Raw genomic sequence first — 20,133 nt, forward strand, 5'->3', positions numbered from 1 at the left:
ATAGCAGTTTTTTTATAATTAAACTTAAAAAATAGTATCTTTCCCAAACAAAAAATTTTGTAGCTTCCTATGAAGAAATTATTCCTACTTCCTTTAATTTTCTTTTCTCTAAATGTACTTGCTCAAGATGTAGATTATGAAAAATCACCAGTTTTCCCTAAGTGTGAATCTCAAGATATTGAAGTTTTAAGTACTTGTTTTAAAAGTGAGTTAGCACATTTTATTCATGAAAAATTTAAAACACCTCAAATTATTATTGATGAGAATTACAAGGGCAATATTTTTGTATTATTTGAAGTAACAAATCAAGGAAATTTTAAGGTATTATACACAGATGCAACTTACACAGAATTAAAAACAGAAATTGAAGAGGTATTTAATCAATTACCTAAAATACAACCAGCCACTTATAACGGAAGACCCATATTTAAACAATATTCGTATAAAATAAGTATTCCGTTAGAAGCACCATTGACTGTTGAGTTAAGCGATGAGAATATTGAAATGAACCCTATTTCAAAGATAGAGCTAGAGGCTAAAAGTGAATATGACGATTTAAATGCTTCCATAAAACCCTATGAAGATTTAGAATATAGTAGCACGCTTAACGTTCCGTTTTTGCACAGTTCTTATGCGAAATTTGATAGAAGTTTAAATCTTGTAGGTACTAATAGTCATACAGCAGCTAAACCATTTATGTATAGTGAGGTTATAGATTATTATGATTTTAAAGCCGCTAAAGATGCTATGGTGAAAGAATCGAATAGTTGGTGGCAAAAAAAATTATTCAACGAACATTTGGTTCAACTGCAAGGGAAAGGGTATTGGTTCACTCTTGACCCAATTTTCGATCTTCAAGTTGGAAAGGATTCTGATGCAGATTTTAAATCAACCTTTAATAATACCAGAGGGTTTTATGTCCAAGGAGGTTTAGGAGAAAAGTTAAGTTTTTCATCTTCTGTGTATGAAAGCCAAGGACGTTTTGCAGATTATATAAATAGATATGCTGAAAGTTTAAGAGGTTTTGGTCCAGACCCAGCGGTTATTCCAGGTCGTGGTATAGCAAAACGATTTAAAAATGATGCTTATGATTACCCTGTAGCTGAGGCTTACTTATCGTATTCTCCAACCGATTTTTTAAACGTTCAGTTTGGTCATGGTAAAAACTTTATAGGTGATGGTTATCGTTCGTTATTACAAAGTGATGTTGCAAGTCCTTCACCTTTTTTAAAGCTGAGCACCAAATTCTGGAAAATTAAATACACCAATACTTGGATGTGGTTAAAAGATATTAGGACAGATGTTGTAAGTGATAAAGCTTTTTTAACAAAGTATATGGCTAACCATTATTTAAGTTGGAATGTGTCTAAAAAATTCAATCTTGGATTATTCGAGTCAGTATTATGGACCAACTCAAACAATAGAGGATTTGATGTTAATTATTTAAACCCTATTATTTTTTATCGTGCTATTGAGTTTGAAACTGGTCAAGGCGCAGGAAATGCCGTACTTGGAGCTACAGCAAAATATAAGGTGAATGATAATATTAATATTTACAGCCAGTTTGTGTTAGACGAATTCTCTTTAGGGGATATCAAAGGAGGTGAGAGGAGTTGGAAAAACAAATATGGTTACCAATTAGGTATGAAATATTATAATGCCTTTAAAGTAGATAATTTGTATTTACAATTGGAGTACAATCGCGTAAGACCTTACACATACTCTCACAATACTATTGTGCTTAATTATGGACATAACAACCAATCTATGGCGCATCTTTGGGGAGCTAATTTTAGTGAAGCCATCGTCATTGGACGTTATAACTATAAACGTTGGTTTGCCGATGCTAAGTTGGTGTTCGGGTCTAGAGGATTAGATTATAATAATGGCACAGACGATTTTAGTTATGGCGGCGATATTTATCGTAATTATAATGACCGTCCTTTTGATACAGGCGTTGAAGTTGAACAAGGCATAAAAACTAATATTTTTCATGCCGAATTACAATCAGGTTATGTGGTAAATCCAGCAACCAACTTAAAGTTGTTTGCTTACTTAAGTTACAGAGACTTTAACCCTAATGCAACCACAGCAACAACTTTTGAAAACAATACCCTTTGGTTTAGTATTGGCTTACGTACCGATTTATTTAATTGGTATTTTGATTTTTAATATTTCAAGCTTTCAACTTGGGAATAAATTAAACTTATAATAGTTATTGAAATACAGTAATTCAAAATAGTGAGGTATGCGATTAATTTATTGCTTAGGAGTATTTTTCTTATTCTTTGCTTCATGTGAAAAAGAAAATAATAGTGAAGAAGTTAAACTTATTGGAGATTTTTACAATAAAACATCTATTAAACTGCCTTCAGATAAGTCGCAATTAGACTTGAATCAAGATAAGTTAAATTTTTTATATGGTATTAACGAGAATTTAAATAATGAAGGTTTAAATAAAGAGATTGTAAATTCATTTTTTGTTTTTGATTCTGACGTTTTATTTGAAAGAAAAGAAATTAGCGAAGAGGAATTAGCATTAATTAAAGATTTAAAAGCTCTTAAAGGCAAAAAAATTAATAAGGAATTACTTGATGAATATGTTGGCAGAAGTTTTATTTATGTTAATGAAAGAATTATTAGCAATGAGATTAAACAAGAATACGGGATTGATGGAATATTAAGTTTTTCTAGAGTGTCATTTAATAGAGAGAAGAACAAGGCGGCATTAGCAATTGGAAAGAGTCTTGGAAAACTAAATGGAGAATTAACATTGTACATTTTTGAGAAAAATAATAATGAATGGAATCCTAAGTATTATTTAGTCTTAGAGGAGTCGTAATATTACTAATTTAAAAATAAGAAGAGTAGAATCAGGGTTAAGTATAGAAGTTAAATCTTAACCCTATTTTTTTTCAGTCAAACTCTTATAAATAGCACGTCTAATTTTTTCAGAATTAATAAAACTCCAGCTATAGTTTAAGACGTCGTATTCTTTAGTAATAGCAGTGTTGGCAACTACTTCAGCTTCGGTTTTTCCTTTGTCAATCTCAGCTTGTACATTGGTTCTTAATTTTGTGAGCATCTCTAAAAACGCCGCATATTCCGCTTTGTTAGATAAATCGCCATGACCAGGAATAATCTTTGTGTTTTCATCAATAACCATTAAGGCCATTTTTACAGCATCAATGTAACCGTCAATACTTCCGCCAGAATTCACATCAATATAAGGATAGCGCTTATGAAAATAGTTGTCTCCAGTATGCAATACATTACTTTCAGTAAAATAAAGCATTGCATCACCATCGGTATGTGCATTATCAACATGAAACACGAGTACTTGTTCGCCATTCATATGCACACTTAATTTATCGTTAAATGTGATAACAGGTAGTCCTTCGGTTGTCTTTCCTTCCGATAAACGCTTGTAAACATTATCATGTGCAATAATTTTAGCACCAGCTTTTTCCATATTTGCATTTCCTCCAGTATGGTCACCATGATAATGTGTATTTACTACAAACTGTATGGATTTATCACTCAATTTTTTTATGGCCGCAAGAATTTTAGGCGTTAATTGTGCAAATTGGTCATCTATTACAAAAACACCATCATCGCCTACAGATACCCCAATATTTCCGCCTTGACCAACAAGCATATACACATTATTGGACACAGGAATGGTTTTTATAGTAACGTCATTTTGAGCCGAGATAGTTGTTAATGCACTAACAAATAAAAGTGATAAAAATAGTTTAAGCGTTTTCATAATGTATATGTTTTTAAAGACCGTTAAAGATACTAAACTTATAGGAAGGTTTTTAAATGTGCAATTACTTATATTTTACATTGCTCAAAACCAATTTTAAAAGTATCTTTGCCAGCGCAAAACTTTAGCACAAAACCGACCAATGTCAAAGGTTTCAGATTCTACAATACCAAAGGCTTCGATAATTTCAAATTTTAAGGAAATTACAAAGATGCGCTTATCGTTAAGTGTGGTATTCTCGTCACTAGCAGGTTACTTGTTGGGAGCCGATGAAGTTAGTTTTTATACGTTGTTGTTGTTGGCATTTGGAGGTTATTTTATGGTAGGAGCTTCTAATGCATACAATCAAATTATCGAACGTGATTTGGATGCTTTAATGGAGCGTACTAAAAACAGACCAATTCCTTCAGGAAGTATGTCTGTGCAATCGGCATTTATTTTAGCAACAATTTTCACGATATTAGGTATTACGGTATTATATATTATCAATCCGCAAACGGCAATGTTTGGTGCCATATCTATCTTTTTATATACTAGTGCTTATACGCCTTTAAAAACTAAAACGCCATTATCGGTTTTTGTTGGAGCTATCCCAGGAGCCATTCCTTTTATGTTGGGTTGGGTTGCAGCAACCAATGATTTTGGCATAGAACCAGGAACATTGTTTATGCTTCAATTTTTTTGGCAGTTTCCTCATTTTTGGGCGATAGGGTGGTTTTTACATGAAGATTATCAAAAGGCAGGATTTAATATGTTGCCAACAGGCAAAAGAGATAAAGGCACAGCGGTACAAACTATTTTGTATACCGTTTGGACCATAATAGTATCTATAATTCCTGTATTTGGTTTTACTGGAGAATTAAAACTAACCATTGTAGGAGCTATAGTTGTATTGCTACTAGGATTGGTTATGTTGTATTATGCGATACAGTTATTTAAAAAAATGACAGTAGTAGCTGCAAGACAATTAATGCTAGCAAGTGTACTGTATATTACATTAGTGCAAATAGTTTACGTTTTAGATAAGTTTATTAGATAATTATGGATTTAACACAAGGAACCTTAGAAGAAAAGAATAAGAGAGCAAAAAAAATGATGCTATGGTTTGGTATTGTTTCTTTAATTATGTCGTTTGGTGGTTTAACAAGTGCTTTTATTGTTAGTAGTGTAAGAGAAGATTGGTTAAAAGATTTTATGTTACCTCAAGCCTTTACTATTAGTTTAATATTAATTGTTTCGAGTAGTATCACATTTATTTTAGCTAAACGTGCTTTGAAATCTGATAATAGAAATGCCACAACAATATTCTTACTAATTACATTAGCACTTGGTATTAGTTTTATTGCCAGTCAGGCTATTGGGTTTGGTGAAATCATGAAAGAAGGTTATAATTTTACTGGTCCTACGAGTAATATTACAATGTCATACATATTTTTAATCGCTGCAGTGCACATTGCGCACGTCATTGCTGGGTTAATTTGCTTATTAGTGGTAATTTATAATCATTTTAAACAAAAGTATAACGCCGCTGAAATGCTTGGTTTAGAACTAGCTGCAACCTTTTGGCATTTTATAGATATTTTGTGGATATACTTGTTTTTCTTTTTATATTTCTTTAGATAAGAAAAATGATTATTTTTGTTCAATTTTAAAAACGAAATTCATCTTATGGATAATACAGTTGTAAGTACTGGAACCGAGGGAAAAACTTGGGGTGGTGGAAATAAGCCATTAAAAGCAAGCTATGGAAAAATGATGATGTGGTTTTTCATCGTTTCTGATGCATTAACATTTTCTGGGTTTTTGGCTGCTTATGGATTTTCTAGGTTCAAATTTATAGACTCTTGGCCAATTGCCGATGAAGTTTTTACTCACGTACCATTTTTTCATGGGAATTACCCAATGATTTATGTGGCATTCATGACCTTTGTACTTATTATGTCGTCGGTAACTATGGTACTTGCTGTAGATGCTGGACATGAAATGAAGAAAGCAAAAGTAACATTTTACATGTTCCTTACCATTATTGGTGGTTTAATATTCGTTGGTTCTCAAGCTTGGGAATGGGCAACATTTATTAAAGGTGATTATGGTGCTATTCAAACAAAAGGAGGGAACATACTTCAATTTGGTGAATATGTTGAAAAAGATGGAGAGCAAATTTTTAAACGTGTCGCACTTCGTGATTTTGCAGTTATTGATGACCACAAAGAACGTGTGCAAGATGAAAGAAAATCTGGTCTTTGGTTTACAAGCGAAGGCACATTGCCAACTTATACTGTTGGTGAGGTTTTAAATGGTCTTGAGGCTAACAAAAATGTGTTAGTCCGTACCCAGATAATAAATGAGGAAGGGCATAAAACAGTATTGTCAAGGAAAGAATCTTTAAGACAAATTGAGGAAAACGGAATAATGGTAGTTGAGGGCGCAAATCTTCATGTTAATGAATATGGCACACCTTTATTTGCCGATTTCTTTTTCTTTATAACAGGGTTTCACGGTTTTCACGTATTTTCTGGAGTTGTTATTAATATCATTATTTTCTTTAATGTGATTATAGGAACTTACGAAAGAAGAAAAAACTACGAAATGGTCGAAAAAGTTGGACTTTATTGGCACTTTGTAGATTTGGTTTGGGTATTTGTATTTACATTCTTCTACCTTGTTTAATTATAGATAATTCGATTTTAAAATGGCAGATCACGCACATAAATTAGAAATATTAAGAGGTTTAATTAAGTTTAAATCCAATACACAAAAAATTTGGGGAGTATTAATACTTCTTACTATTGTTACTGCAGTAGAGGTTATATTAGGTATATACAAACCTGACGCATTAATGGCTCCATTTTTAGGAATGAAGATTCTAAACTGGATATTTATTATCCTTACAATAGTAAAAGCATATTATATCACTTGGGATTTTATGCACATGAGAGACGAAACTAAGTCATTGCGCCGTATGGTAGTTTGGACTGCAGTATTCCTTATTTGCTATTTAATTTTCATTCTATTATTAGAAGGAGGTTATGTTTTTGATGTATATAAAGAAGGATTTGTTAAAACAGATTTTTAATAAAAAATTAAACATAGAAATATGTTAAAACATATAGATAAAGGCGGTTATTAAGACCGTCTTTTTTATTTTTGTGCCATGCAAAAAAAGAGCTTAAAAAAAACAATCATACTATCGGTTTTATTCTTTCTACCAGTATTATTTTTATTGTTTTTATACCCTTCAAAACACAATTACAATCCTCTAGATGTTGTTAAAACGCAAATAGAAGAGGTTAGTGGTTTTAAGGATAAAGATGGAAATGATATCAATTTTAAAGGCAACATAACAGTTGTCGGTTTTCTAGGTAGTGAACCTATGCAACAAACCACAACAGCCTTAAACCTTAAAGAGCTAATCTATGATAAGTTTAAAGGCTTTAAACGTTTCCAAATACTTATTCTAGTACCAGATGGTTCGCAAGAACAAATTGCAGAATTAAGGAAAGAATTACTTAAATATGATGAGTTAAAATATTGGCATTTTGCTTATGGGAATCCGCAGGATATTTTAAACGTTTTTAATAGCTTAAAATCTGAAATTCCTTTAAATGACAATTTTGCAACTAGTCATGTATTTATAGTTGATAATGAGTTGAAACAACGAGGTAGAATTGACGATAGAACTGAAAATGAAATTGAAGCCAACAAAGCTGTTTATAGCATGAATTCTTATGATTGTGTAGAAGTTGCAGAACTCAAAAACAAAATGAGCGAAGACATTCGAATTTTGTTTACAGAATATAGACAAAAAAGAGATGGAAATTTTGACTCTTCATCAAGAAGAGCCGATGATATAAAAACAAATGAAGAAAACTAATTATTCATACGTAGGCATAGCACTAATCATCTTAGTGTTCGGAATTATTTTTATTCCAAGAATTATTGATAGAATAACCAGTGATGACATTACTAGGGAGGAGAGCAGAAGCAAAAAAGCAAGCACTCAAGTATCAAATGATGAGCCATTAGCTTTTTTAGAAATAAATGGAGAGCCTAAAAAAGTGCCAGCATTTAGTTTTACTAACCAAAATGGTGAAACGATAACTAATAAAGATTACGAAGGCAAAGTGTATTTGGTAGAGTTCTTTTTTACGACCTGTCCAACAATTTGTCCAAGAATGAGTAGGAACTTGGTACAAATACAAAACAACTTTGAAGGATATGATAACTTTGGCGTGGCTTCTTTTACTATCAATCCTAAAAACGACACGCCTGAAGTTTTAAAAGCCTATGCCGAAAAGTACGGCATAACGAATCCTAATTGGCATTTAATGACAGGAAATCAAGACACCATTTATGCGTTAGCTAACGAAGGTTTTAATTTATACACTGCTGAAGATGGAACTGTTGAGGGTGGATTTGAGCATTCAGGTAATTTTGCACTCATAGATAAAAACGGATTTATTCGATCTAGAACAGTTAATGGAAATCCGTTAATATATTATAATGGTATTATTAGCGAAGAAGAAAAATATGACGAAGATGGTTTTAAGGAGGAAATAACCATACTCAAAGAAGATATTGCAAAGCTTTTAAAAGAGTAATATGACAGACGATATAGCAAAAGAAAAAAAATACAATAAGTGGATAGTTGTTTTGTCTATTGTAATCCCTCTAATTGTCGCTGCTTTATTCGGAATTAAAATACCAAATGTAGAGCCACTTACGTTTCTACCACCAATTTATGCATCAATTAATGCGTTTACAGCATTTGTTTTAGTAGCTGCTTTTTGGGCTATTACCAATAAAAAGCAAAACCTACATAAGCGATTAATGCAATTTGCTATTTCGTTATCTGTAGTGTTTTTAGCAATGTATGTTGCCTATCACATGACTAGTGAATCTACTAAGTTCGGAGGTCAAGGAGCTATAAAGTACATTTACTATATCATTTTAATTTCTCATATTATATTATCTGTTGCTGTCATACCATTTGTGTTAATCACCTATGTTAGAGCTATTACAAATAACTTTGAAAGACATAAAAAAATAGCTAGAATTACATTTCCTTTATGGTTATATGTAGCAGTTTCTGGAGTAGTGGTTTTTATTATGATTTCACCTTATTATTGAACCTTTGAAAAAAAGTAACGTCATATTATTAATAATCATGCTTTTTGCAATTAGCAATGTTGAAGCACAATGCGCAATGTGTCGTGCAGTTTTGGAGAGTGAAGATGGGCAAAAGACAGCTCAAGGGATTAATAATGGTATCGTTTACCTAATGCTTATTCCTTATATATTAATAGGAGGGATAGGGTTTGTAATCTACAGGAAGCTTAAGCAAAAATAATTTTAACATTTAATTAAGTTTATTGATGTAACAAAAAAAGACTTTTGCAGTCTAATTGTTGTTATAGCTTATAAAGCTAAAAAACACTAACTATGTTAAAAATTAACCAACTACATAAATCCTATCCCATAGGAGATTCCAGTTTACATGTATTAAAAGGTATAGACCTTGAAGTAGAAGCTGGAGAAATGGTTGCCATTATGGGCTCTTCAGGTTCTGGAAAGTCGACATTATTAAATATTATTGGAATGCTGGATGAAGCAGATTCTGGTGACTATATTTTAGATGGTGTTCCAATTAAGAATCTTAATGAAAAAAAGGCAGCTATCTATAGGAATAAATTCTTAGGATTTATTTTCCAATCTTTTAATCTAATAAATTATAAGAATGCACTAGAGAATGTAGCATTACCATTATATTATCAAGGATTAAAACGTAAAGAGCGTCAGGAAAAAGGAAAATTTCATCTTAAAAAGGTAGGATTATTAGATTGGGCACACCACTTACCTAGTGAGTTGTCTGGTGGACAAAAGCAGCGTGTCGCAATTGCAAGAGCATTAGCTGCTGATCCAAAACTATTATTGGCTGATGAGCCAACTGGAGCTTTAGATACTACAACATCGTATGAAATTATGGAATTCCTTCAGCAATTAAACGATGAAGGCAAGACCATTTTAATTGTAACGCATGAGGAAGATATAGCAGAAATGTGTAAAAGGGTTGTGCGCCTACGAGATGGTGTTATTATGGAAGACAAAAAAGTTGAACAAGTAAGAGCTTCAGAATATGTTTGATATAGATCTTTGGCGTGAAATATTTCAAAGTATTAACAAGAATAGGTTAAGAACCATTTTATCTGGTTTGACTGTTGTTTTTGCTATCATGCTATTCACTATACTTTTTGGGTTAGTAAATGGTTTACAAAATACGTTTACAGAAGCTTTCGCAGACGATGCTAATAATGCTATTTTTATTAATTCAGGTAGAACTACTAAGGCTTACAAAGGGCTACAAGCAGGCAGACAAATTCAATTTGAGAATAAAGAGATAGATTATATTAAAGACGAAAATGGCAATAAAGTTGAATTTATTACTGCAAGAATTTATAAAAATGTAGTTGCTTCTTTTAGAAATGAAAAAAGTAATTACTCAGTAAGAGCTGTTCATCCAGATCATCAATATCTGGAAAGAACTATTATGGATGAGGGTCGTTATATTAATCAAAGAGATTTAAACCAAAAAACTAAGGTTATAGTTATTGGAAGACTTGTTGAAGAAGATTTATTTAGAAAAACTAAAGCACTAGGTAAATACCTTAATTTAAGTGGTATACAGTATAAAATTGTTGGAATTTTTTCTGATGAAGGGAATGATGATGAAGAACGGTTAATTTATATGCCAGTTACTACAGCTCAACAAGTATATGGAAATAATGAATTTGTAGATCAAATCAACTTAACATACAATCCAGATATGAATTTTGATCAAGCTATTGCTTTTAGTAATAGTATTGAGAAGAAATTAAAAGAGCGTTTCTCGGTTGCAAAACTCGATCAAAGAGCAATACGAGTACGTAATATGGCTGAAGCTTCCAAAAACGTTAATCAAATGATGGTGGTTTTAGGAATTCTTGTATTGGTAATTGGTCTTGGGACTTTAATTGCTGGAATAGTTGGTATCAGTAACATTATGATATTTATTGTTAAAGAGCGTACAAAAGAAATTGGAATACGAAAAGCATTAGGTGCTTCTCCAAAATCTATTGTATCAATTATTTTATTAGAGTCTGTTCTTATAACTGCTATCGCAGGATATATTGGGCTATTAATAGGTACAGGAATTTTAAATTTGGCAGGACCAAGTTTAGAGGAATATTTTATAAAGGATCCTAGTGTTAAAACATCACTTGTTGTATCTGCAACTATTCTTTTGGTTTTAGCAGGAGCTTTAGCAGGTTATGTACCAGCAAAAAAAGCATCAAAAATAAAACCAATTATAGCACTTAGAAACGAATAACTATGATTAAATTTTTATTTGATAGAGATACTTGGCAAGAAGTTTATGATAGTATGAGCAAGAATAAGCTTAGAACTGTTATAACAATGATAGGTGTTTGGTGGGGAATATTATTGCTTATTGGATTGTTAGGTGCTGCACGTGGAATGGAAAATTCTTTTAACCGATTATTTGGAGACTTTGCTACCAATAGCGTGTTTATTATTGGAGGCACAACTAGTATGCCTTTTAAAGGATTTCAAGAAGGAAAACGAGTGCGTTTAACATTATCAGATACAGAAAAAATACAAAACAATGTAGAAGGAGTAGAGTTTGTTGTACCAAGAAACCTAACTCAAAGTCTGGTTGTTCGAAATATGCTATCTGGAACATTTGGTGTGGCTGGAGATTTTCCATTATTAGATAAAGTTCAAAAAAAGAAACTATTGCATGGACGATTTATTAATCAGAATGATATAGATAACAGAAGAAAAGTTGCAGTTATTTCGGAAGATGTATACAAACAATTGTTTGAGAAAGATGTAGATGCGATTGGAGAATTAATTCAAATAAATAATAGTAATTATTCAGTCATTGGTGTGTTTGATGTAGGCAATATTCAAATGGGTCCAAGCGATGATATTCATATCCCATTTTCAACATTTCAACAAACATATAATCAAGGTGATCGTATAGGATGGATGATGATTACAGGAAAGCCAGAATTTAATATTGTACAAATTGAGCAAGATGCCGAATTAATGTTAAAGAATTTGCACAAAATCCACCCTGAAGATGATAGAGCTTTTAGAGGCTTTAATCTCGGTAAAGAATTTGCAAAAATCACCGGATTTTTAACAGGAATGCAATTCTTAACCTGGTTTGTAGGTATTGCTACACTTATTGCGGGTGTTTTTGCAATTGGAAATATATTACTTATTACAGTAAAAGAACGAACAAAAGAAATAGGAGTACGTCGAGCATTAGGTGCTACACCTTTTGAAATAAAAAGACAAATTGTAGTCGAGGCTGTATTTTTAACACTAATAGCTGGATTATTCGGAATTCTAACAGGAGGCTGGATTTTAATTTGGTTAGATTCAGCTTTTGGTCAAGGACCAGATGCAACATTAGTTAACGCATCAGTATCAATATTTGTAGTATTTGTGGCCCTTTTAGTTTTAGTATCATTAGGGACTATAATCGGATTAATACCTGCATTTAAAGCAACAAGTATTAAGCCAATAGAAGCATTAAGAGAAGAATAAAAAACCAACAATTATATTAATTAAAAAATGAAAAAACCAGTAAAAATTATTTTAGGAATAGTATTATTAATCCTGTTAGTTTGGGTATTAAAATATTTCAAAGATTCAAATACAGCCGAGGTAGTTGACTACAAGGTTGACGAACCATACTTTACATCTATAGATTTTAAAGTTGTGGCAACAGGTAAATTGAATCCTGAAGAGGAAATAGAATTGAAGCCTCAAATTTCAGGTATCGTTGATAAAATTGTTGTAGAAGAAGGAGATATTGTTCAAAAAGGAGATCTAATTGCAAAAATTAGAGTTGTACCTAATGAGCAAAGCTTAGTAAGTGCTAGAAGTAGAATAAAAACGGCAGAGTTATCAAAAAATAATGCACAAACTTTATATGATAGAAATAAAGCTTTATTTGATAAGGGCGTTATCTCTAAGCAAGATTTTGAAAACAGCGAGTTATCATTAAATCAAGCAAATGAAAGTTTAAGACAAGCACAAAATGATTATCAAATCATTAGACAAGGGTCATTATCGGGAGGAAGTTCAGCTAATACAAATATTATAGCACAAATTCCAGGAACTGTTTTACAAATACCTATTCGTGAAGGAGATCAAGTAATTCAAAGTAATAACTTTAATGCGGGAACAACTATTGCAACTGTCGCAGATATGAGCAAAATGATTTTTGAAGGAAAAGTTGATGAAGCAGAAGTAGGTAAATTAGAAGAAGGGAAAGACATAATAGTTGTTCTTGGAGCAATTAACGAACAAGAATTTCCTGCGAAATTAACATTTGTTGCGCCTAAAGGAATAGAAGAAGGTGGTGCTGTCCAATTTACAATTAAGGCAGATGTTGAAGTAGAACAATCTACTAAAATTAGAGCAGGATATAGCGCAAATGCCGAAATTGAAATTGAAAGCAAAGACAGTATCCTTTGTATTAAAGAAGCATTGTTGCAATTTAATAGAATAACAGAAAAGCCATTTGTAGAGATTTTAAAAGAAGACGGAAAATTTGAAAAAGTAGATGTTGAGCTAGGTCTATCGGATGGAATTAACGTAGAAATTACTGAAGGCGTAAAAGAAGGAGATAAGATTAAAGTATGGAATAAAGCTAAAGAAGATAATAATGATGATGATAACAATTAATCGAATAACTTTTAACCATAGCTTGAAATATAAGCTTACAGTATTATCCCTTTTGATTGGTTTTACAATATCTGCTCAAGATAAGGTATGGACTCTTCAAGAATGTGTGACTCATGCTTTGGAAAACAATATTACCATTCAAAAGTTTGAAAATAATTTGCTGATTAACGAGCAAGATATTATTGGAGCTAAAGGTCAGTTTTTACCATCAGCTGGTGCAAACATGTCGCAATCATTAAGTTTTGGTCAGCAAGAATTATTTCCTGGTGAATTTGTAAATAGAACCAGTAACTCAACTAGTATGAGTATAAATGTTTCTCAAACAATTTTTAATGGTTTTAGGTTGACCAATTTATACAAGCAAGCACAATTAAATTTAGAAACCAACGAGTTAGAATTAAACAGAATTAAAGATGATATTTCTTTAAACGTTGCAAATTCATACCTAAATGTATTGTTTAATAAAGAGCGTTTGGAGACCGCAAAAGCACAATATGAATTTTCAAGTAAGCAGTTACAACAAGTAAAAGACCTTGTTGATGCTGGAGTACAGCCACGAGTTAATATTTATGATGCTGAAGCAAATTTAAGTAATGATGAACAAAGTGTTACAGTTGCCGAAAACAATTATACATTGGCATTATTAAATTTATCTCAATTATTGCAGGTGCCTTTTGAGGGATTTAATGTTGAGGTTATAGAAATCGATACACCTTCGGCAGCATTAATGTACAAAGATATTAAGCCTATTTTAAACTACGCCTTAGAAAATAGAAACGAAATAAAAGTGGCAGAAAAAAATATTGAAAATGCTGAGTTAAGTACTGAGATATCTAAAAGTGGTTTTATGCCAAGCGTAAGTGCTAGTTATGGATTAGGAACAAACGCCTTTTATACTAATTTAAGCAGTACAGAAGAAAGCTTTCTTAATCAATTAAATGACAATAAAGGACATAGTTTTAGACTAAGCGTTAATATCCCAATTTTTTCAAGATTTCAAAATAAAACAGCAGTTGCTAAATCAAAAATCAGGGAAGAAAGTTCAAAATTAGATTTAGATCAAGCTAAATTAACTTTAGAATCTAATATTCAAAGAGCTTTTACTGATGCACAAGCTGCACTAAAAACGTATGTTGCTGCACAAAAATCTTTGCAAGCACAAGAATTGTCATTCTCTAATTCACAAGAGCGTTATAATTTAGGTGATATGAATTCTTTTGAGTTAGAGCAATCTAGAATACGATTGATAAATGCAGAGTCATCTTTAATAAATGCTAAGTATGATTTTGTTTTTAAAACAAAAGTGTTAGACTTTTTTCTTGGAAAAACAATAGTTTTATAAGATTGGCATACATACTTAACATAGAAACATCAACAACAAACTGTTCGGTCTCTCTTTCTAACAAAGGAGAGACTGTTGTTTTAAAAGAAGATTACAATAGTAACTATTCTCACGCCGAACGTTTGCATGTATATGTCGATGACGTTTTAAAAGAGGCTGATGTGTCGTTAAACGAATTGGATGCTATAGCCATTAGTAAAGGACCAGGGTCTTATACAGGTTTGCGTATTGGTGTTTCGGCAGCAAAAGGGCTTTGTTTTGCTTTAGATGTACCTTTAATAGCTATCCCAACTTTAGAATCTTTAGCACATCAAATCAATACTGAAACTGGAGTTATTGCTCCTATGTTAGACGCAAGACGCATGGAAGTTTATTCAGCAGTATTTGATGCTAATCATTCTCAAATTAGAGATACACAGGCGCAAATTCTTAATGAAACATCTTTTAATGAGTATTTAGAAGCAGGTAAAGTGTTTTTTGTGGGTAATGGCGTTGCAAAAACAAAAGCACTTATAACACATGTTAATGCTGTTTTTATTGAAGACAAATTACCTTCTGCAAACAATATGAGCCAGTTAGCTTACCAGAAGTATAAAAAAAGCGACATCGAGGATGTCGCCTATTTTGAACCTTATTATTTAAAAGATTTTATAGCATTAAAGCCTAAATCTAAATAAGTAATTACGCTTCTTTGTGTATTTCTACCTGATGAGGATAAGGAATCTCTATGCCAGCTGCATCAAGAGCCTCTTTAGTTTGTTCGGTAACATCAAAGTACACATCCCAATAATGTTCAGCTTTACACCAAGGTCTTACAGCAAAATTCACTGAACTGTCGGCTAATGCTGATACATTTACTGTTGGTTGAGGGTCTTTTAAAACTAAAGGATGTGAAGTGAGGACGTTCATGAGCACACCCTTGGTTTTCTTAATATCCGAATCGTATCCAACACCAAAAGTTAAATCAACACGACGTGTTCCTTCAGTTGTATAATTAATAATATTTCCATTGGATAAAGCACCATTAGGGATGATAATTTCTCTATTTGACAGTCCTGTAAGTTTTGTAGTGAAAATTTCTATTTCTTTAACCACGCCAACTTCTCCTTGGGCTTCAATAAGGTCACCAATTTTTATAGGTTTAAAAATCATAATTAAAACACCACCAGCAAAATTACCTAAGCTTCCTTGTAGTGCCAACCCTATTGCTAAACCAGCAGCAGCTATAATAGCAGCAAAAGAGGTTGTTGGAACGCCTAGAGTACCTAAAAGTGTTATTACCAATAGGATTTTTAATATCCAATTAATAAGATTGAGTAAAAATTTCTGAAGACTTTCATCATAATTACGCTTAGACATTACTTTTTTAATACCCCTCACTATCTTTTTAATAAGCCATGAACCAATGATCCATACTAAAATTGCACCTATTATTTTTATGCCATAAACTGTGGCAAAGTCTATAAGCTTGTCTAAAATGATTTCTAAATCCATTACTATTTTTTGTTTTTAATTATTAATTAATATTATTAAAAGAGCTAATATGGCTGGAATACCTTGTATGTAAAATAATCTAACCTTACGCGTACTATACGACCCATAAATGGCAGCGATAGTCACACAAACTAGAAAGAAAATTGAAAGATTTTTATCCTCAATAATTAAAGAATATACTAATCCAGCAGCTAAAAACCCATTGTATAAACCTTGGTTTGCTGCTAAAACCTTTGTGTCTTCAGCAAATTCTTTCGATTTTAATCCAAAGGTTATTATGCCTTTTGGTTTGGTCCATAAAAACATTTCTAAAATTAGGAAGTAAATATGTTCTATGGCTACAAGAACTATTAAAACTGTAATGAGTAATTCCATGTTATTTCATTAAATCAATTGCTTTGCCAACTTCAGATACTGGAAATTGGCAAGCTTTGTTAACACACACGTAAATGAGTGTTTTATCTTTTGAATACCTGTTTTTTAATAAAGGTAAATTATTTTCAATATTACTACCTGCAATAAGCTTATTTGGTAGGTATACTTTGTTTAAAGTACTGACTTTTTCTTTAGCATGTGCTCCAATTATAGCAACTTCGTAATAGTTATTTGTAAAATTCAGCATTAAATCCATCCAATTCGAAAAAGCTGATGGATATTTTTTTAGCTCAGGTAACATATTATGCAACATAGTTATTGAAATGGTTTCATAAGCTGAATTGCCATAAAAATGAGATAGTTTGAACAAATTTTTAGCCATCATAGAATTGCTAGCAGGAATCACATTATCTCTATATTCAATAGTTCTTGATACTAATGTAGGATCCTGATTGGAAGTAAAATAAAACATTTTGCTTTCCTCATTGAAAAAATGGTCAAGAGTATAGTTTGTTAAATTTCTAGCGTGTTGTAACCACGTTTCATCTAAAGTATTTTCATAAATCGAAATAAAAGCTTCAATGGTAGAGGCATAATCCTCTAAATAACCATTAATGGTGCTTTTTCCGTTTTTATAATTGTGATATAAACCTCCATCGTCTTTGGATTGCTTAAAAATGATAAATTGTGCATTTTTTAGTGCAGCTTTTAAAAAGCAATCTTCGTTAAAAACACGAAAGGCATCCATGTAGCCTTTAATCATTAAGGCATTCCAAGATGTTAGAATTTTATCATCTAGTCTAGGTCTGTTTCTTTTTTCTCTTTCTTCTAACAGTAAATATTTCCAGCGTTTTATTTTTTCTTTTAAATCTTTAGAAGTGATTCTATGTTTCTTAGTAATAATCTCTTCTGAATCTCTTCTAATTAATACAAAGTTATTATGCTCCCAAAAACCATAATCATTAATCGAATAGTAATCTGAAAATAATTGAAAATCTTCATTAAGTAATTCTTTTAATTCTTCCTTAGTCCAAACATAAAAAGCACCTTCTTCTAAATCTCCTTTTTTATTGATACTGTCCGCATCTAAAGATGAATAAAATGTACCATCAGTGTTAGTGAGTTCGCGTTCTACAAAGTCTAAAGTATCAAAAACAACCTGTTTATAAAGCGGATTTTTGGTTGCCAAATAAGCGTCGCTATATAAACTGACCAATTGTGCATTGTCGTAAAGCATTTTTTCGAAATGAGGGACATGCCATTTATCATCTACCGAATAACGTGAAAAACCACCACCAACGTGATCAAAAATGCCACCAAAGGCAATTTTTGTCAACGTGATATTTACATATTTTTGAAGCTCCACATGATCGTTTTGATATGCTTCTCTCAATAGAAAATGAAGATTATTAGGCATCATAAATTTTGGGGCACGATTGGTGCCTCCTTTTTCATAATCAAAGTTTTGTGACCAACTATTTATAGCATAGTCAATGATGGGCTTTTCAAACTTTACATCATCGGTATTTAGGTTTACAACATCTAACGATTTAATTCCAGTTTCTAATTGCTCAGCATATTCATGCAATTTTTCTGGATTCGAATGGTACAAATCTGCTATTTGAGTCAATGTGTTTATCCATTGTTTTTTCTTAAAATAAGTACCTCCCCAAACTGGTCTACCATCAGGTAATGCCACTATATTTAATGGCCAACCACCACTTCCAGTTAGGAGTTGTACAGCATTCATATAGACTTGGTCAATATCTGGGCGCTCTTCTCTATCTACTTTAATGTTTATATAATTATCATTCATTATTTGGGCGACTTCAATATCTTCAAAACTTTCATGTTCCATAACATGACACCAATGGCAAGCAGCATAACCAACGCTAATTATAATGAGCCTGTTTTTTTCTTTGGCTTCAGCTAAAGTATTGTCGTTCCATGCTTTCCAATGTATTGGATTGTGTGCATGTTGTAACAAATACGGACTCGTTTCATTAATAAGCTCGTTTGTATGTCTATGTATCATTTCTTAATGTACTATTCGAAGACTTTAGTGGCAGTGAATAAAAGAAGTTCATCGAATACGTTAATTTCAAATTTACAAAAAAGCATAAAAAAAGCGTTCCTTTTGGAACGCTTAATAATTTATTTGAAAATTAATTTTAATTAACTTCAAAAGTAATTTTTAAGTTTACTCTGAATTCTGTTACTTCATCATCTTTAACAACAGCACTTTGTGATTGTACAAATGCCGATTTAATATTTTTTACACTTTTTGAAGCTTGCTTAATCGCCTTTTTAGTTGCGTCTTCCCAACTCTTATCTGAATTTGCTAATACTTCAATTACTTTCATTACTGCCATGGTTATATTTTTTAAAGATTAATACTATCTATAAGAAACAAAAAAATAGACAAAGTCACAATGAAAGTGAGTGTTTTTTTATCCATTTATAGCCTCAACAGTTTCAACCTTTCCTTGCAACATTTCTTTTAACATATTTTCTATGCCATTTTTTAATGTGAATGTAGAAGAAGGACAACCACTACAAGCGCCTTGTAAAATAACTTTTACTTTTTTTGTGTCTGCATCATACGATTCAAATTGAATATTTCCACCATCACTAGCTACTGCTGGTTTTACATATTCCTCTAAAATATTTACAATCTCTTTTGAAATATCGTCCAGAGTTTCAAACTGCTCTTCTTTAGCAACTTCAGAGTTTTTAGTTATTTCAGGAGCATCATCTGTTACTACAGCTTTCCCATTTTCAATATAGGTTCTAATAAATTCTCTCAACTCTATGGTAATATCGTTCCATTCAGCAACGTCATATTTGGTGATAGACACATAGTTTTTGTCAATAAAAACGCTTTTAACAAATGGGAAATGAAACAATTCAGTAGCAAAAGGCGATGTTTTCGCCTCGTCTATTGAAGTGAATTCTAACATAAAAGGTGTTAAATTTTTGTTGGCAACAAATTTTGTAACTGCTGGATTTGGCGTGCTTTCGGCATATACTGTTACAGCAGTTTTTTTCTTTGTTTCTGTAGGAGCAACAACAACACCGTCGCTATTTAAATAATTTTCTATTTGTTCTCGAACTTCATTTTGAACATCATTCCAAGTGACTATATCAAATCGCTCAATAGCAACGAAATTACCAGATATATAGACTTTTTTTACAAATGGTAAGTAAAACAATTGTTGAGCTAAAGGTGAATTTTTAGCATCATCAATATTATTGAATTCAAAACTTTCGTATTGTGTTAAAAAAGAATTAGCTTCAAATTTAAGTATGGTTGGATTATTTGTTTCTTGAATTGAAACTTCAATTTTTTTCATTGCAAATATATTTTTTGCAAAAATAATAAAAGAAATGTCGA

General features: G+C 31.8%; 22 protein-coding genes. 16 read left to right on the top strand and 6 right to left on the bottom strand.

Annotated features, from left to right (window positions below; translation table 11 throughout):
- The first annotated feature begins 69 nt into the window (after nt 1-69).
- Nucleotides 70-2,172 carry a gliding motility protein RemB gene (locus tag HB672_RS04310; RefSeq protein WP_167608310.1) on the top strand — a complete coding sequence of 701 codons (2,103 nt, stop codon included), beginning with the start codon at nt 70-72 and terminating at the stop codon, nt 2,170-2,172.
- 76 nt (nt 2,173-2,248) lie between these two features.
- Nucleotides 2,249-2,842, top strand: coding sequence for a hypothetical protein (locus HB672_RS04315; RefSeq protein ID WP_167608313.1), 594 nt, complete (start codon nt 2,249-2,251; stop codon nt 2,840-2,842).
- Nucleotides 2,843-2,905: 63 nt separating this feature from the next.
- Here HB672_RS04315 and HB672_RS04320 read toward each other — a convergent pair whose 3' ends face one another.
- Nucleotides 2,906-3,769: an MBL fold metallo-hydrolase gene (locus HB672_RS04320; RefSeq protein ID WP_167608316.1), complete on the bottom strand. Its 864-nt coding sequence runs from the start codon at nt 3,767-3,769 to the stop codon at nt 2,906-2,908.
- Between the two features lie 142 nt (nt 3,770-3,911).
- On the opposite strand from HB672_RS04320, the gene cyoE reads away from it, so the two are divergent.
- From cyoE to tsaB, 14 genes are all read left to right on the top strand, one after another.
- Nucleotides 3,912-4,808 carry a heme o synthase gene (gene cyoE / locus HB672_RS04325; RefSeq protein ID WP_167608320.1) on the top strand — a complete coding sequence of 299 codons (897 nt, stop codon included), beginning with the start codon at nt 3,912-3,914 and terminating at the stop codon, nt 4,806-4,808.
- A gap of 2 nt (nt 4,809-4,810) precedes the next feature.
- On the top strand, nt 4,811-5,392 hold the full coding sequence (locus tag HB672_RS04330) for a cytochrome c oxidase subunit 3 (RefSeq protein WP_167608323.1): 582 nt from the start codon (nt 4,811-4,813) through the stop codon (nt 5,390-5,392).
- Nucleotides 5,393-5,437: 45 nt separating this feature from the next.
- Nucleotides 5,438-6,439: a cytochrome c oxidase subunit 3 gene (locus tag HB672_RS04335; protein ID WP_167608326.1), complete on the top strand. Its 1,002-nt coding sequence runs from the start codon at nt 5,438-5,440 to the stop codon at nt 6,437-6,439.
- A 22-nt stretch (nt 6,440-6,461) separates the two neighbouring features.
- On the top strand, nt 6,462-6,845 hold the full coding sequence (locus HB672_RS04340) for a cytochrome C oxidase subunit IV family protein (RefSeq protein ID WP_167608329.1): 384 nt from the start codon (nt 6,462-6,464) through the stop codon (nt 6,843-6,845).
- Nucleotides 6,846-6,923: 78 nt separating this feature from the next.
- Nucleotides 6,924-7,643 (top strand): hypothetical protein, encoded by a 720-nt coding sequence (locus HB672_RS04345; RefSeq protein WP_167608332.1) that lies wholly within the window; start codon nt 6,924-6,926, stop codon nt 7,641-7,643.
- Entirely contained in the window at nt 7,630-8,370 is a 741-nt protein-coding gene (locus HB672_RS04350; RefSeq protein ID WP_167608335.1) for an SCO family protein, read from the top strand. Before HB672_RS04345 ends, HB672_RS04350 begins: the two co-directional genes overlap by 14 nt.
- 1 nt (nt 8,371) lies before the next feature.
- Nucleotides 8,372-8,899 (top strand): DUF420 domain-containing protein, encoded by a 528-nt coding sequence (locus HB672_RS04355; protein WP_167608338.1) that lies wholly within the window; start codon nt 8,372-8,374, stop codon nt 8,897-8,899.
- A gap of 37 nt (nt 8,900-8,936) precedes the next feature.
- Nucleotides 8,937-9,119: a hypothetical protein gene (locus HB672_RS04360; RefSeq protein WP_167608341.1), complete on the top strand. Its 183-nt coding sequence runs from the start codon at nt 8,937-8,939 to the stop codon at nt 9,117-9,119.
- A gap of 92 nt (nt 9,120-9,211) precedes the next feature.
- A complete protein-coding gene (locus HB672_RS04365; protein WP_167608344.1) occupies nt 9,212-9,913 on the top strand; it encodes an ABC transporter ATP-binding protein in 702 nt (233 codons plus the stop codon).
- Nucleotides 9,906-11,135, top strand: coding sequence for an ABC transporter permease (locus tag HB672_RS04370; RefSeq protein ID WP_167608346.1), 1,230 nt, complete (start codon nt 9,906-9,908; stop codon nt 11,133-11,135). The genes HB672_RS04365 and HB672_RS04370 overlap by 8 nt, the downstream gene beginning before the upstream one ends.
- 2 nt (nt 11,136-11,137) lie before the next feature.
- Nucleotides 11,138-12,382: an ABC transporter permease gene (locus tag HB672_RS04375; protein WP_208864179.1), complete on the top strand. Its 1,245-nt coding sequence runs from the start codon at nt 11,138-11,140 to the stop codon at nt 12,380-12,382.
- A gap of 27 nt (nt 12,383-12,409) precedes the next feature.
- Nucleotides 12,410-13,528 (top strand): efflux RND transporter periplasmic adaptor subunit, encoded by a 1,119-nt coding sequence (locus HB672_RS04380; protein WP_167608349.1) that lies wholly within the window; start codon nt 12,410-12,412, stop codon nt 13,526-13,528.
- 22 nt (nt 13,529-13,550) lie between these two features.
- Nucleotides 13,551-14,870, top strand: coding sequence for a TolC family protein (locus tag HB672_RS04385; protein ID WP_167608352.1), 1,320 nt, complete (start codon nt 13,551-13,553; stop codon nt 14,868-14,870).
- A gap of 2 nt (nt 14,871-14,872) precedes the next feature.
- Complete coding sequence (gene tsaB, locus HB672_RS04390; RefSeq protein WP_167608355.1) at nt 14,873-15,547, top strand: tRNA (adenosine(37)-N6)-threonylcarbamoyltransferase complex dimerization subunit type 1 TsaB; 675 nt, start codon at nt 14,873-14,875, stop codon at nt 15,545-15,547.
- A 4-nt stretch (nt 15,548-15,551) separates the two neighbouring features.
- Here the strand turns inward: tsaB and HB672_RS04395 are convergent, their stop codons facing one another.
- The 5 genes from HB672_RS04395 to HB672_RS04415 all read right to left on the bottom strand — a co-directional run bounded on the left by HB672_RS04395 (nt 15,552) and on the right by HB672_RS04415 (nt 20,092).
- The gene (locus HB672_RS04395) at nt 15,552-16,364 is read right to left on the bottom strand and encodes a mechanosensitive ion channel domain-containing protein (RefSeq protein ID WP_167608358.1); all 813 of its coding nucleotides are present in this window, start codon (nt 16,362-16,364) and stop codon (nt 15,552-15,554) included.
- Nucleotides 16,365-16,379: 15 nt separating this feature from the next.
- A complete protein-coding gene (locus tag HB672_RS04400) occupies nt 16,380-16,739 on the bottom strand; it encodes a DUF1304 domain-containing protein (RefSeq protein ID WP_167608360.1) in 360 nt (119 codons plus the stop codon).
- 1 nt (nt 16,740) lies between these two features.
- On the bottom strand, nt 16,741-18,774 hold the full coding sequence (locus HB672_RS04405; protein ID WP_167608363.1) for a thioredoxin domain-containing protein: 2,034 nt from the start codon (nt 18,772-18,774) through the stop codon (nt 16,741-16,743).
- Nucleotides 18,775-18,910: 136 nt separating this feature from the next.
- Nucleotides 18,911-19,111, bottom strand: coding sequence for a dodecin family protein (locus tag HB672_RS04410; RefSeq protein ID WP_167608366.1), 201 nt, complete (start codon nt 19,109-19,111; stop codon nt 18,911-18,913).
- 78 nt (nt 19,112-19,189) lie between these two features.
- Nucleotides 19,190-20,092 carry a NifU family protein gene (locus tag HB672_RS04415; RefSeq protein ID WP_167608369.1) on the bottom strand — a complete coding sequence of 301 codons (903 nt, stop codon included), beginning with the start codon at nt 20,090-20,092 and terminating at the stop codon, nt 19,190-19,192.
- Nucleotides 20,093-20,133: the final 41 nt, after the last annotated feature.

Source organism: Gaetbulibacter sp. S0825, from assembly GCF_011777505.1.
Lineage (GTDB): Bacteria > Bacteroidota > Bacteroidia > Flavobacteriales > Flavobacteriaceae > Pontimicrobium.